This is a genomic window from Bradyrhizobium sp. LeoA1Lang, assembly GCF_055413685.1.
Genome location: NZ_JBVAPG010000009.1, coordinates 1 through 14,013, shown reverse-complemented (window position 1 = coordinate 14,013; position 14,013 = coordinate 1). Strand labels below are relative to the sequence as shown.

At 62.2% G+C, this 14,013-nt stretch carries 14 protein-coding genes and 1 pseudogene; 11 read left to right on the top strand and 4 right to left on the bottom strand.

What is annotated here, in order from left to right; all coding sequences use genetic code 11:
• Positions 1-75 precede the first annotated feature (75 nt).
• Positions 76-714, bottom strand: a complete 639-nt coding sequence (locus tag ACZYOF_RS05300) for a MarR family winged helix-turn-helix transcriptional regulator (RefSeq protein ID WP_130579810.1) — start codon at positions 712-714, stop codon at positions 76-78.
• A 211-nt stretch (positions 715-925) separates the two neighbouring features.
• Between ACZYOF_RS05300 and ACZYOF_RS05295 the strand changes: the two genes are divergently transcribed.
• Positions 926-2,428 (top strand): 4-hydroxyphenylacetate 3-hydroxylase family protein, encoded by a 1,503-nt coding sequence (locus tag ACZYOF_RS05295; RefSeq protein WP_207234497.1) that lies wholly within the window; start codon positions 926-928, stop codon positions 2,426-2,428.
• 52 nt (positions 2,429-2,480) lie between these two features.
• Here the strand turns inward: ACZYOF_RS05295 and ACZYOF_RS05290 are convergent, their stop codons facing one another.
• The 3 genes from ACZYOF_RS05290 to ACZYOF_RS05280 all read right to left on the bottom strand — a co-directional run bounded on the left by ACZYOF_RS05290 (position 2,481) and on the right by ACZYOF_RS05280 (position 4,847).
• Positions 2,481-3,677 (bottom strand): amidohydrolase family protein, encoded by a 1,197-nt coding sequence (locus ACZYOF_RS05290; RefSeq protein ID WP_463715052.1) that lies wholly within the window; start codon positions 3,675-3,677, stop codon positions 2,481-2,483.
• Between the two features lie 23 nt (positions 3,678-3,700).
• The gene (locus tag ACZYOF_RS05285) at positions 3,701-4,282 is read right to left on the bottom strand and encodes an amino acid synthesis family protein (protein ID WP_463715051.1); all 582 of its coding nucleotides are present in this window, start codon (positions 4,280-4,282) and stop codon (positions 3,701-3,703) included.
• Positions 4,283-4,427: 145 nt separating this feature from the next.
• Positions 4,428-4,847, bottom strand: a complete 420-nt coding sequence (locus ACZYOF_RS05280; RefSeq protein WP_463715050.1) for a MarR family winged helix-turn-helix transcriptional regulator — start codon at positions 4,845-4,847, stop codon at positions 4,428-4,430.
• A 344-nt stretch (positions 4,848-5,191) separates the two neighbouring features.
• On the opposite strand from ACZYOF_RS05280, the gene ACZYOF_RS05275 reads away from it, so the two are divergent.
• The 10 genes and pseudogenes from ACZYOF_RS05275 to ACZYOF_RS05230 form a co-directional block, all read left to right on the top strand.
• Positions 5,192-5,722 carry a flavin reductase family protein gene (locus ACZYOF_RS05275; RefSeq protein ID WP_282528426.1) on the top strand — a complete coding sequence of 177 codons (531 nt, stop codon included), beginning with the start codon at positions 5,192-5,194 and terminating at the stop codon, positions 5,720-5,722.
• Positions 5,723-5,749: 27 nt separating this feature from the next.
• Positions 5,750-7,249 (top strand): 4-hydroxyphenylacetate 3-hydroxylase family protein, encoded by a 1,500-nt coding sequence (locus tag ACZYOF_RS05270; protein WP_463715049.1) that lies wholly within the window; start codon positions 5,750-5,752, stop codon positions 7,247-7,249.
• Positions 7,250-7,267: 18 nt separating this feature from the next.
• A complete protein-coding gene (locus ACZYOF_RS05265) occupies positions 7,268-7,648 on the top strand; it encodes a cupin domain-containing protein (protein WP_028162054.1) in 381 nt (126 codons plus the stop codon).
• Positions 7,638-8,243, top strand: coding sequence for a UbiX family flavin prenyltransferase (locus ACZYOF_RS05260; protein ID WP_463715111.1), 606 nt, complete (start codon positions 7,638-7,640; stop codon positions 8,241-8,243). The genes ACZYOF_RS05265 and ACZYOF_RS05260 overlap by 11 nt, the downstream gene beginning before the upstream one ends.
• Positions 8,240-8,815 carry a TIGR02444 family protein gene (locus ACZYOF_RS05255; RefSeq protein ID WP_463715048.1) on the top strand — a complete coding sequence of 192 codons (576 nt, stop codon included), beginning with the start codon at positions 8,240-8,242 and terminating at the stop codon, positions 8,813-8,815. Before ACZYOF_RS05260 ends, ACZYOF_RS05255 begins: the two co-directional genes overlap by 4 nt.
• 209 nt (positions 8,816-9,024) lie before the next feature.
• Positions 9,025-10,446, top strand: coding sequence for a UbiD family decarboxylase (locus ACZYOF_RS05250; protein WP_463715047.1), 1,422 nt, complete (start codon positions 9,025-9,027; stop codon positions 10,444-10,446).
• A gap of 40 nt (positions 10,447-10,486) precedes the next feature.
• Entirely contained in the window at positions 10,487-11,452 is a 966-nt protein-coding gene (locus ACZYOF_RS05245) for a Bug family tripartite tricarboxylate transporter substrate binding protein (protein WP_463715046.1), read from the top strand.
• Positions 11,453-11,489: 37 nt separating this feature from the next.
• Positions 11,490-11,945: a tripartite tricarboxylate transporter TctB family protein gene (locus tag ACZYOF_RS05240; RefSeq protein WP_463715045.1), complete on the top strand. Its 456-nt coding sequence runs from the start codon at positions 11,490-11,492 to the stop codon at positions 11,943-11,945.
• The gene (locus ACZYOF_RS05235) at positions 11,942-13,444 is read left to right on the top strand and encodes a tripartite tricarboxylate transporter permease (RefSeq protein WP_463715044.1); all 1,503 of its coding nucleotides are present in this window, start codon (positions 11,942-11,944) and stop codon (positions 13,442-13,444) included. The genes ACZYOF_RS05240 and ACZYOF_RS05235 overlap by 4 nt, the downstream gene beginning before the upstream one ends.
• Positions 13,445-13,502: 58 nt before the next feature.
• Positions 13,503-13,886, top strand: a pseudogene (locus tag ACZYOF_RS05230) (thiamine pyrophosphate-binding protein); the annotation flags it as partial.
• Between the last annotated feature and the right edge of the window lie 127 nt (positions 13,887-14,013).

Genomic DNA, 14,013 nt, shown 5'->3' with positions numbered 1-14,013 from the left:
ATTTGGCAGCTTTGCAGATTAGTTCTCTTTAGAAGCTATTTTTTCGGCAACCGCGGTGAAGTTTGCGGCAACCTGTCACGCCTTGCCGGTCTTCCGCGGCTTCGACGCGGGTTTGCGCGACGGCGGGGCGATCGGCTGGATATTGGTTTCGGCCAGGTATCGCTGCAGTGCGATAGCGCGGTCGCTCGACTCGACCAGGCGCTGCACTAGGTCGAGCAGCAGCTCGAACTCACGCGCGCTCAGGCAGCCGAATTCTGCGTCGTTGACCTGCATTTGCGTCGGCGCCAGCCGCTCGAGCAATTCGACGCCCCGCGACGTGACGCTGAGCGAGAGCCGTCGGCGGTCGCCCTGATGCGCCGCCTTTTCGATCAAGCCCTTGCTTTCCAGCTTGTTGGTCACGGTGGTGACGAAGGCACCACTGAGATGGAGGTGGTCGGCGACGGTCTTGACGTGGACGTCGCCTTGCGCCGCCAGATGCCGGATCGCGATCAGCGTGGTGTATTCGATTCCGGGAAGACCGATGACGGCGGCATGGCCGTCGCGCAGGGTCTGATGCCGGGCCAGAAATCCGAACAGGCTGTGCACCAGTTTGCGAAACTGCTGGTCGGAGCCGTCTACGAGCAGTTCAGGGCGGGAGGTCGTGAGCGCAGTGCGATGGGTGATGCGTCCGGCGCCGGGCTTGGTGGTGATGGCGCGCGCTGCTGTCTTGGCCAAGGGATCATCTCATTGATTGGGTTCGTCGGAAGATTGAACGCTCCCAATGGCAATTGCAATGCTTGTAATTGCAATGCTTGTGCCCGGATGGGCACAGCGTTTATTGCCGCCTTGACATTCAGTCCATAATAGCTTCGGATATTAGCTATCTAATCCTGCATCGGGCTGGCACGAGGTGCCGTTTGTTCGATGTTCTTTTTTGGGGATCGCGATGGACGAGGCATCATCCGGGGCGGCTGCGGGCGGTTTGGTCAAGAACGGCGCCGAGCACGTCGCAAGCGTGCGGGACGGCAGGGCGGTCTTTCTCGACGGCGAGCGCGTCGCCGATGTATCGACGCATCCTGCCTACCGGCATGCCGTCGAGTCGGCCGGTGTGCTGTACGATTATCAGGCGCATCCCGACAATCTGGAGCGGATGACTTTTGACGTCGGCGGCGGCCGGCGCATCAGCCGCGCCTGGCAGCTCCCGAGGAGCTATGAGGATCTGGTCGAGCGTCGAAAGGCGCTGGTGGAGTGGGCCGAATTGTCATGCGGCTATCTCGGCCGGTCACCGGACCACGTCGCGTCTTCGATGTCCGGCATGATGATGGGCATCGAGGTTTTCGAAAATTATGACCCGAAGCGCGCTCAGGCGTTTCGCGACTGGTTCGACTACGCCCGCAAGAGCGACCTGTTTATGACTTACGTCATCAACAACGTGCAGGGCGACCGCTCCAAGGCGTTTGGCAGTCAGGGCAAGGGCGCCGAGGACATGGTGGCCCGTATCGTCGACGAGGACGCTTCCGGCATCACCATTCGCGGCGCCAAGCTGTTTGCCACCAGTGCGATCATGGCGAATGAGCTGTTTGTGGGCTCCGGCCAGCCGCTCCGGCCGGGTGAGGAGCATCTGGCATTTTCCTGTGCGCTGCCGATGGGCACCAAGGGATTGAAAATGCTGTCGCGAAAGTCGTTCGAGGCGCACGCGGTCAGCGAATACGATAATCCGCTCGCCTATCGCTACGACGAGAACGATGCCCTGGTGTTCTTCGACGACGTCAAGGTGCCGTGGGAACGCGTCTTCCTGCTGCGCAACACCGACATGTGCCGGGCCCAGCTCCATGATACACCGGCGCACATCTATCAGAACTATCAGGCGCAGATCCGGCTTTCGGTCAAGCTGCGGTTTCTGGTCGGCCTGGCGCGCGGCATTGCGCAGACCATCGGCACCATCAATTTCCCGCCGGTGGTCGATACGCTCGGCAAGCTCGCGTCGCAGGCCGCGCTGATCGAGGGCATGGTGTTCGGCATGGAAGCCGGCGGCGCCATGCGCGGCGAATATTTCCTGCCCAACAAGCATCTGCTTTATGCGGCGCAGGTCCAGTCGCAGGAAATGTATCCGCAGATCATCAGCACTATCCGTGAATTGGCCGGTGGGGCGCTGTTGATGCTGCCGTCATCGGTGCGGGATTTTGCCAATCCGGAATTGGCCGACATCATCTCGCTCACGCAGATTTCGCCGGCGATGAGCGGCGAGCAGCGGGTCAAGATGCTGAAAATGACCTGGGATGCGGTCGGCTCGGAATTCGCTTCGCGCCATCTGCAGTACGAGATGTTCTACGCCGGTGCGCAGTTCGTCACCCGCGGTCACAGCTATCGCACCTATGACTGGGATCGCGCCTCAGGCCTCGCCGACCGATTGGCGAGCAAGTACCGGTTGCCGGATTTCGAGAATTAGAAGCGTTTTCGAGCGAAGTGGACCCGGTTCGCGTGAAGAAAACGCGTCAGGTCTAATGCGCGGCGCCTGAGAAGTCGCGGGGCAGGCGGTTTTCCGCGACGCGTACGTTGCGGATGCCGGCCGGCGTGTTGCGGCTGCGACCCACAAAGCGCGGAACGCCTGCCGTCAACACGGCTGATACCGCGGGGACGTCGCCGTTGCGCAGTGCCGACAAGGCGTCATCCTGCGAGCCGCCGGCGCAGGCGTCGATCAGGAGCACGTCGGCTTCCTTGCCGGATTGCAGCAAGCCGGTGTTGAGCCGATAGACGCGCGCATTGTTGCCGGTGGCCGCGGCGATCGCCTGTTCCGGCGGCATGTCGCCGAGGCTTGCGAGGTGGCTGATCGTGTAGAACATGCCGAGCGGCATGATGCCGCTTCCGGTCGGCGTATCGGTGGCGATCAACAGCCGCTCCGGCTGCCCCGCATCATCGAGCAGTTTGGCCGTCAGCAGCGCGGTGCGCAGATTGCCCGCGGTGCAAAGCTGCAAGGCAATGGTGCTCTCGTTGACCAGCCGGGTAAAGCCCGTCTCCGGCATCGCGACCGGACCGCCGTTGACGTGAAAGGACACCGTCGGATTGGACGCCAGCACGTGCTCGGCCCAGATTCCGGACGAGCCGGGGATTGACGAGCCGCCGGTGTGCATGGTGGTCACCATGCCCAATCGTCGCGCCGCCTGCATCAATGGTGCATAGTCGAATGGCGTGGCGAAGGCGCCGAACCCAGCCTTGGCGAGCCAGATGCCGGCACCTGCGAGTTCCTCGAGATCACCTTCAGTGAGGCCGGGCTCGAGAATGACCGAGCCGGCGTGAACCCGCACGCCGCCGGGACGATAGTCCAGGAAGCAGGCCCGCGCCGCCAGCGCCAACGCCTTGACGCCGGCCGCATCCTTCGGCCGGCCCGGCACGTGCACTTCCGATGCGGTGATCGCCGTCGTCGTGCCGCCGTGCAGATAGCTTTCGAGATAGCCGACGACGCGCTGGCGCGGGGTGTAATCGCCGAACGTGATGTGCACGTGGCTGTCGATCAGTCCGGGCATCGCCGTCGTTCCCGCGGCATCAATCACCACGTCGCAAGCTGCGACCGCGTCAGCAGAAAGCGTTCCGATCTCGACGATCTTGCCGTCGTTGATCAGGATGCCGTCGCCCTTCACGAAGGGAATGGCGAGGTCGCCCGTAACGATAGTGCCGATATTGACGATCGCGGTGCGCATGGAGTGTTTCCGTCTCGCTAGGTTCAGTGCAGTCCGTCCTCGCCGACGATCGCGTCGGCGGATAGGCCTCCAACGCGCGCGTTGAGGCGGCCGCGATTGGCGAGGCAGACGATCAGCGCGATTTCGTCGGCGGCCGGCGCGTCCGGCGGCAGCGTCACCGAGACGCCGTCGTAGTGTGAGCGGACGTAAAGGGCGTCCTTATGGGCCAATGGAACATCGATCAGGCACCCAGGCGCCGCGAGTTTCGTGAAGGAGGGGATCCAGGCCTTGGCGCCGCCGACGGCCTCCCGTAGCGGCGTCGCAAAGGTCGTGGTCAGCAAGGCGTTGGCATGCTCGAGTTCGCCGCCGAGGCCGACGACGCCGCCCTTGCCATAGCTTTCAGCCTTGTGCGGCCCGAGCGCCTCGATCGCCAGCTTGGCCAGCACTGCTCCAATCTCCGCACTGGCAGCCGTCCCTTCGGACAAGTCTTCGACGTAGCGGCCGGCATAGGGATTCTGGATGATCGCGACCACGGCGACGCGGCGCAGCGGCCTGGCGTGGCGCTGGCCAGCCTCGACCTCCTTGTGATCGGTGAAACAAAGCAGGCGTCTGACATCGAGTTTCATTTTAAATGGTCTCTCCCAAAACTGCCGCCACAAATCCTGCCGCATCAAATATGTTTGGGCAATAGCTTAGTTACAAAGCGAGAGCATGGCAGGGTGCCAACCCGATCTGGATGACGGGCCGCAAGGGGCTGGGGTAGCAGCCCGGTCAGGAAGCCTCACGATCCCACAGCGCGCGTTGGTGGCCGCGTAACGTATTCTCGATCAGATGTGCGGCCTCGTCCGCGGTATCGACCATGCCGGTCATCAGCTTGCGCATTTTTCGGAAGTCGGTTGCCGACAACCCGCGAAACAGCATGTCGTTGACCGGACGCTGTACCGCCGCCAACTCGCTGAGCAGGGTTCGGCCCTTCGGGCTTACCGCGAGGATGACCCGTCGCCGATCCTCCGAATCGGCGTCCTTGTGGACAAGGCCCCTGGCGACGAGCTTGTTGATCTCGATTGTGGCGAACGCGCCGCTGAAATGCAGATGTTCGGCGACCTGGTTCACGCCAATCTTCCTGTCCTTGCCGCTCAGATGTGCGACCGCGATCAGAACCGTATATTGCGTTCCGGACAGTCCGATCACTGCGCCAAGTTGACTCCGTACCGTCTGCAACCTTGCAAAAAAGCCGAGCGCGTCGTGAATGAAGCGTCGGAAGGCCCAGTCGGACCCATCCACCATCAAATGCGGGATCGAGACCGTTGGCTCAATTCGAGGCTTTTGTGCCTTCCGATTGGTCTTGGCCGTCCGTGATCTTGTCTTCGTCGGCATGAGTTCCTCGCTGTTGCGCCGCGATGTAACGTCTGGCACAAGCGCGAACGGCTTGCGTTGCGCTGCCGCAAAGTTCGGCGTCGGCTTGCTTGACAGCGGTCTTTTTGCCTCGATAATATAGCTTTGTTATAAAGCTAATTATGGGCTTGTGACTCCTGATGACCGCAACCTCAGATCTCGATGTGCGCGCCTTCCGCCGGGCGTTGGGGCAGTTTGCCACCGGGGTTGCCGTCATCACCGCGCAGGCCGCCGACGGAAGCGCGATCGGGTTGACCATGAGCTCGTTCAATTCCGTCTCGGTCGATCCGCCACTGATTCTGTTCTCGATCGACCGCAAGGCATTCAGTTTGGCTGCGATGACGGAAGCCAAGGGCTATGCCGTAAACATCCTGGGTCATGATCAGCAACATCTGTCGAACCAATTCGCCCGGGCGCTCGGCGACAAATGGACCGCGGTGGAGCACACGATCGGCCATATGTCGGCGCCGCTGCTCGCCGGCGCGCTGGCGCATTTCGAATGCGTGCCCTATGCGCAGTATGACGGAGGTGACCATGTGATCTTCGTCGGGAGGGTCGTGCGGTTTTCCGCCCATCCTCCCAAAGAACCGCTTATATTCTTTGGTGGGGCCTATCGCAGCCTTGCCGGAACCGAAAGCAGCCCGGAATGGCCGCTTCCAATGCACTACTGAATCCATCCATGGAATCTCGAGGCCTTCATGATCAAGACTGGCGCACAGCACATTGCGAGCCTACGCGACGGACGCGAAGTTTATCTTGATGGCGAACTGGTGACCGATGTCACCACTCACCCGGCGTTCCGCGGCGCGGTGGCCTCGGTCGGTCGGATGTTCGACTTCCAGAGCGCGCCGGAAAATCGCGATCTCATGACATTCGAGACCGACACCGGCACGCGCGCCAATCGCATCTGGGAGTTGCCCGGCAGCTACGACGCGCTGGTCAGACGCCGGCGCGGCCTGGAAGCCTGGACCGAGTTGCATGCCGGCTTCATGGGCCGGGCGCCGGACCATGTCGCCTCATGCATCGCGGGCATGTATATGGGGCTCGAGGTTTTCGAGGCCTATGACAAGGAGCGCGCCAAGGCGCTTGCAGACTATTACCGCTATGCTCGCGACAACGATCTCTATCTGACTTACGTCATCATCAATCCACAGGCGGATCGTTCGAAGAGCGCTGCCGGGCAGGCCGATCCATACCTGAGCGCGGGCATCGTGTCGCGCGATGCCGACGGCATCACCGTGCGCGGCGCCAAGATGCTGGCGACCGGCGGGATCATGGCCAACGAGGTGTTCGTCACCTGCATCCAGCCGTTGCAGCCGGGCGATGAAAAATACGCGATCTCCTTTGCGATCCCGATGAACACCAAGGGATTGAAGATCCTCTCGCGCAAATCCTACGAGGCGGCGGCGGGGGCGGTGTTCGACAGCCCGCTGGCGAGCCGCTTCGACGAGAACGATGCGGTTCTGTATTTCGACGACGTCAAGGTGCCCTGGAACAGGGTGTTCATCGTTGATGATATCGCGATGTGCCAGAAGCAGTTCCATGTCACGCCGGCGCATGTCTACCAGAACTACCAGGCCATGATCCGGCTTTCGATCAAGTTGCGCTTCCTTGCGGGAATCGCGCACCGCATCGCGGAAACCAATGGCATCATCGGTTTTCCGCAGGTGAAGGAGACGCTCGGCCAGCTCGCGGCCGAAGTCAGCATGGTGGAAGCGTTCATGGTCGCGATGGAAACCAAGGGCCAGCAGCGCGGCGCCTATTTCGTGCCGGATCGGCAGATGCTCTACGGGGCGCAGACTATGACCCAGCAACTCTATGCCAAGATCATCAACGCGCTACGCGAGCTTGCCGGCGGCGGCATGATCATGCTGCCGTCCTCCGTGAAGGATTTCGACAATCCGGATCTGGCCAAGCTGATCGGCAAGACCCAGCAGTCGCCGGCAGCCGGCGCCGTGGACAAGGTGAAGTTCTACAAGCTTGCCTGGGATGCGGTCGGGTCGGAATTCGCCTCGCGGCATGCGCAATATGAGATGTTCTATGCCGGTGCGACCTTCGTCACCAAGGGGCATGCCTTCCGCACCTATGACTGGCAGAAGTCGACGGCATTGCTCGACAAGATGCTGTCGAGCTACCATCTGGCGGACGAATTGACCAATGACCAAAAACCGGCTTCATCGTCCCGGGCGGTCGCCTAAACCTCAGGAAAGTCGAAAATGGCAATCAACAAGCTTCACGACGAATTCCGCGCCATCGATATGTCCAGCGGGTGGGAGACGCCGCCGGGCTATCCGGCCGGCATCCAGCAGAAGATCCTCTCGGGCGCCCTGGATGAGGTGAACAAGCGTGGCAGCCGCACTCGCCTGCTTCGGTTCGAACCAGGCGTTTACACGACCAAGCCGTTCGTGCACGAATATTGGGAAGAGGTCTTCCTGTTTTCGGGCGACCTGATCGTCGGCAATGACGAGCAGGGCAATGGAGGCGAGTCGTTCAAGCCGAATACCTATGCCTGCCGCCCACCGGGCGTCTATCATGGACCATTCAAGTCGGTGACCGGCTGCCTTCTGATGGAGATCCACTATTTCGATCCGGCCTGAGGGCGAGCCGAGGCGTCTGATCGTCGGCATCACCGGAGCATCCGGCGCCATTTATGGCGTCCGGCTGTTGCGGCTGTTGAAGTCGACGCCGATCGAGACTCATCTGGTGATGAGCCGTTCGGCAAAGATCACGCTGACCCAGGAACTGGACGTCAAGGTCTCGGATGTGACGGCCTTGGCGGACGTCGTCCACCAAGTCGACAATATCGGCGCCTCGATCTCAAGCGGCTCGTTCAAGACGCTCGGAATGGTGATCGCGCCATGTTCGATGCGGAGCCTTGCCGAGATCGCCAGCGGCGTGACATCGTCGCTGGTGACCCGCGCCGCCGACGTGGTGTTGAAGGAGCGGCGCCGGCTCGTGCTGATGGCGCGCGAGGCGCCGCTGCATCTCGGCCATCTCAAGTCGATGGTGGCTGCGACGGAAATTGGCGCCATCGTCTATCCGCCGGTGCCGGCGTTCTACGCGCGCCCCGAGAGCCTCGATCAAATGGTTGACCACACGCTCGGCCGCGTCCTCGACCTCTTTGATATCTCGACCGATGTGGTCAGTCGTTGGCAGGGGCTCGTGCCTGCCGACACCAAGGAATCGCGTTGAGCGGCGAGGCGCCAGGGGAAGAGAACGGCGCCACGGCCGGCGTGAGCCAGGCAATCGATGCGGAAGGCTGGGCGTTTGCGCTGGAGCTTTATGCCGAGCCCGGCATCGCCGATGCCTGCCTTCAATTGCAGAACGAATGCGGCGTCGACGTCATGATGTTGTTGATGGCGACGTTTGCCGCCATTCGCCGTGGGGTCGCACTGACGCCATCCGATGTTGCAGGGATGGACGCGGCATGTCGCGGCTGGCGTGAGCAGATCGTGCTTCCCCTGCGCGCGCTGCGCACGACGTTGAAGTCGGGCCCTGCGCCGGCGCCAAACGAGCAGACCGAGAAATTGCGGTCGAGCATCAAGGCCGCCGAACTGTCCGCCGAACGGTTGCAGAATGAAGTGCTCGCGCAATGGCTTGCGAAGCTGCCCTCGCAGTCGCGTGCACTGCAGCGTAACGACATTATCAGTGCGTCGCGAGCCGTGATTGATTTCGCGCTGCAACGGCGCGGAGGCGAGCCGAGCGCGGCGCAGCTCTCGCTGATCGACGTGATCGTCGATAGGGCGCTTGGAATTTCCAGCTAAGTCTGCGCGCGCCGCGCGTACATCTTCACCACGATGTGCCTAGCAAGCAGGCTTGACTAGCTTTATTGCTTAGCTATTCTTGTTTGGCAATTTTTAGAGCATGATCCGGAAAAGTGGAAACCGGTTTTCCGAAAAGATCATGCTCAAACAAAGAGATGAGATCATGATCCGATTTCTTCCAATCGGATCATGATCTAATAGGATCGATCTTGCAGCCCGAAGTTCTCGATACGCGTTTCCGTTCGGCGCTGGCCCGTCTGGCACAGCGTGGCCGCATCCTCACCTATGAAAAGCCGGTCGATCCGCATCTTGAACTCGCAGCAATGCTGAAGAAGCACGACGGCAAACAGGTCTTGTTGTTTCCGTCGGTCAAGGGCGCGGACGTTCCGGTCGTCGGCAATCTCCTGAGTTCGAGGGAAAACTGCGAAGCCGGCTTCGGGCTTGATTTCAGGGGCATCCGCGGTCTCGTGCAGCGCGCCCTCGGTGGTCCGCTGAAGCCGGAGCTTGTGAGCGAAGTTCCCGTTCAGGAAGTGGTGCTGCGCACCGGCTTTGACATTACGAAGACTATCCCTGCGTTGTTTCACGCGCCGGGCGACGCGGGCCGCTACATCACCGCCGGCATCGTGGTGGTGAAGGATCCGGTCACCGGCATCTACAACGCCTCCTACCATCGCCTGCAGCTATTGGGGGCCGACCGGGTCGCGATCAAGCTCGACTTCGGTCGTCACCTGCGGCTCGCATTCGAGCGCGCCAAGGAGCAGGGCCGGTCACTGCCGGTCGCGGTCTGCATCGGCGCCGACCTCGCACTGCACTTCACCGCGGCGACCATGGGTTCGCAGATGCCGGAAAGCGCCGACGAGCTTGCCGTTGCGGGTGGGCTGGCGGGCCGGCCGCTTACGGTCGGTAAGGCGGTGTCGCAGGATCTCCTGGTGCCGGCGGAGAGCGAGTTTGTCCTCGAAGGTGAGATTCTCGCCGACGAGGTCGCTCCCGAGGGACCATTCGGCGAGTTCGTCGGCTTCGCCGCGCCGGCGGCCGACGCGCCGGTCCTGAAGATCACCGCCGTCACGCATCGGCTGCGGCCGATCTACCACGTCATTAACGGCTTCGGGCGCGAGACCATCATCCTGCGGAAATACGTGCTGGAGGCCAGCCTGCTGAAAGTGCTGCAGTCGGCGATTCCGATCGTGACTGACGTCGAGATGACGTCAGGCGGTCTGCATCGCTTCCACGCGGTGATCCAGGTCCACAAGCAGAGCCGGCAGCACAATGGGCTTCAGCGCAACGCGATCTTGGCGGCATTCGGTGCGTTGAAGGATCTCGATCTCATCACCGTGGTCGACCACGACATCGATATCCGCGATCCCATCGACGTGGAATATGCGGTGGCGACGCGGATGGAAGCGTCTGCCGACCTGTTTCTCATCCCTGGTGCGCGCGGGCACGAATATGTGCGCGTCAGCAAAGAGGGCGTGCGGACCAAGCTCGGCATCGACGCCACGGTGCCGTTCGAGGATCAGGACAAGTTCCGGCGGGTCGAATTCGCGCCGACGCCGGTCGAGCTCAGCGAATTCACGGCGGGCGAGACGGTTGCCAGGAGCGCGCTCGGCCTTGCGGGATCGAACATCACCTGAATCATTCTCACGAAATAGATCACATGCGGGGAAACGAAAGATGATGCGAATTGCGGCGGCCGTTCTGTCGGCAGGCATGGCATTGAGCGCCACGGCGGCATCGGCGCAGGAGTGGCCGAGCAAAACGATCAAGCTGGTCGTGCCCTATGCGCCCGGCGGCTACACCGATTCGGTCGCGCGCATCACAGCGCGGTATCTAGAGAAGGAATTAGGGCAGACGGTGATCGTCGACAACCGCGCCGGCGGCGGCGGCATTGTCGGCTCGGACCTCGTGGCGAAGTCGCCCGGCGACGGTTACACGCTGTGCATCTGCAGCGTGGGGGCCATTTCGGTCGCTCCGGTCGCGCAAACGACGTCGTATGATCCGGTGAAGAGCTTCAAGCCGGTCAGTGTCGTCAGCACGATTCCGCAGACCGTGATCGTCAACCCGTCGCTCCCGATCAACACGATGCAGGATCTCGTTGCCTATGCCAAAGCCAACCCTGGCAAGCTGAGCTATGGGTCCAGCGGCGCCGGCGGCCTGATGCATTATTCGGTGCAGCTATTCGATGCGCGGAACGGGACCAAGATGACGCACGTTCCATTCAAGGGCGGTTCGCCGGCCACGGCCGCCGTGGTGTCGGGCGAGGTCAATTTGTCCTTCACCAATATGACCGATGCGTTGCCGCAGATGGAGGCCAACAAGGTGCGCGCGCTGGCGGTGACGTCGGCCAAGCGCAACGAGTTCGCGCCGCAATTGCCGACGGTGTCTGAAACGGTGACGCCGGGCTACAGCGTCGAGTCATGGAATGGCCTGATGGCGCCGGCCAGCACGCCGGACTCGATCATCGCCAAACTGTCGGACGTGCTGAAGAAGATGGCGGCCGACCCCGAGGTCAAGAAGAGCATGGCGGTGGTCGGCGCCTCGACCGTGTTCACGACACCAGACGAATACAAGGCGCAGATCGCCGCTGAAGTCGAGCAGTGGCGCGAGCTCCTCAAGGAAATCGCCGAGAAGAAGAACTGACTCACCTCGGGATAGGTGAGCGGGAGGCAATATCAGCATGAGGTCACCTGCCGGGCGGCGCGGCCACAACACCGACTTCTATTCCGGCTTGCTGCTGGTAGCGGTCGCGACGGTCGCGCTGCTTTATATCCGAACGCTCTCAGTCGGCACCGTCCTGGAGATGGGGCCAGGCTACTTCCCGCTCGGGCTTGCGCTCGTTCTGTTGGGCATGGGGCTTTGCCTTGCCGTCAAGGGACTGCTCGCTGAAGGCAATCCGATCGGATCGTTCCATCTGCGGCCGTTGATCTGCGTCCTGCTATCGTTCATGGCGTTCGGCGTGCTGGTCGAGCGCGCCGGCTTGATCATCGCGATCCTGGCGCAGGTGGCGATTGCGCATTTCGCGTCCGTCGAGACCCGTTGGCGGCAAAGCCTCGTGAGCGGCGTGCTGCTCGCGGCGGCGTCAGCCGTGATCTTTGTGTGGCTTCTCAAGATTCCGGTGGACCTGCTGCCATGAGCGATGTGTTCGCCCAGCTTGGTCATGGCTTCGCCGTCGCCGCGACGCCCATCAACCTGTTCTTCTGCCTGGTCGGTGCCATCTTCGGCACGCTGATCGGTGTGCTGCCCGGCCTTGGCCCGGTCGCCACGATCTCGTTATTGCTGCCCGCGACCTATGCGCTCAGTCCGGTCTCCGCGATCATCATGCTGGCCGGCATCTACTACGGCGCCCAGTATGGCGGATCGACCACGGCGATCCTGGTCAATATTCCCGGCGAATCCACCTCCGTGGTCACCGCGATCGACGGCTACAAGATGGCCCAGCAGGGCAGGGCGAGCGAGGCGCTCGCGATCGCAGCCATCGGGTCGTTCATCGCGGGATGCATTGGCACGGTCGTCATCGCGCTTCTTGGACCGCCGCTCGCCTTGATGACGCAGCAATTCGCCTCGCCGGACTATTTTTCGCTGATGGTGCTCGGGCTCGTCTCGGCGGTGGTGCTCGCCAACGGTTCGGCGTTTCGCGCCATTGCGATGATCTTTCTCGGCCTGCTGCTCGGCATGGTCGGTATGGACCTCAACACCGGCGAAGCCCGCATGACGTTCGGCCTTGTTGAACTGTCCGACGGCATCAATTTCGTCGCGCTTGTCATGGGGCTGTTCGGCGTCGCCGAAGTGATCTCCAATCTCGAAGCGGCATCGGTCCGCATCGTCAACCAGATGCGGATCGGCACCATCTGGCCATCGTTCGGCGCATTGCGAGGTGCCTGGGGGGCCGTTTTGCGCGGCACCGCCCTCGGCACGTTGTTCGGCATCCTGCCGGGCGGTGGTGCGACCATCGCGTCGTTCTCGGCCTACGCCCTCGAGAAGCGCGTCGCCAAAGATCGGTCACGGTTCGGCAATGGCGCCATTGAAGGCGTGGCGGGGCCTGAAAGCGCCAACAATGCCGCGGCGCAGACGTCGTTCGTGCCGTTGCTGACGATGGGCATCCCGACCAGCGCCACCATGGCGTTGATGGTTGGCGCCTTGACGCTGCACGGCATCGCGCCCGGACCCATGATCGTCTCCCGGCAGCCGGACCTGTTCTGGGGCCTGATCGCCAGCATGTTCCTCGGCAATGCAATGCTGGTGATCATCAATCTGCCGATGATCGGCATCTGGGTTCGTCTGCTCGCAGTTCCATACCGGCTGCTTTATCTGGTCATCGTCGTCATCTGCGCCATCGGCGTCTACTCGGTGAATAATTCGAGCTTTGACGTTTACATGACGGTCGGCTTTTCCCTGCTGGGTTACGTCCTGCGCAAGCTCGACGCCGAGCCGGCGCCATTGTTGATGGGCTTTGTGCTCGGACCCATGGTCGAGGAGAATTTCCGGCGCAGCCTGATCACCTCGCATGGCGATCCCATGGTCTTCCTGCAGCGGCCGATAAGTCTCGCGCTGCTCCTGATCTCGGCAGCCTTGCTGATCTCGATCATGATGCCGGCGATCCGGCAGCGCCGCGTCGAAGTCTTCCAGGAATGAGCGGCCGCCAGGACGCCATCGCGCAACCAGGAACGAGCCCGTGAACAAGCATGATCCGGTGCAACCGGCCGGTCCGGTAACGGCCTTGCGCAGCGGCGGCCAGCTATTGGTCTCCGCATTGCGCATCAATGGCATCGACCGAATGTTCGGCGTGCCCGGCGAGAGCGCGCTGCCGATTTTCGACTCGCTATTGGATGCAGGCATCCACTTCGTGACCTGTCGTCATGAGGCCACGGCTTCGCATATGGCGGAAGCGGACGGCAAGATTTCCGGGCGTCCCGGCGTTTGCGTCGTCAGCCGCGGCCCCGGCGCGATGCACGCCGCGATCGGATTGCATACCGCCTGGCAGGATTCGACGCCGATGATCCTGATCATCGGACAGGTGCCGCGCAGCCACCGCGGCCGCGAGGCATTTCAGGAAATCAACTACGTCAGAACATTCGTGAGCGTCACGAGAGGATCGCCGTGCCCGGCCTTGACTTGCGCGGAATGCTTTGGATTGCCCGATCGGGGTGATTGACGCTGCCGCTGGGCGATGATTGGGTGCTCCCCTCTGAAGGGACCTCTGA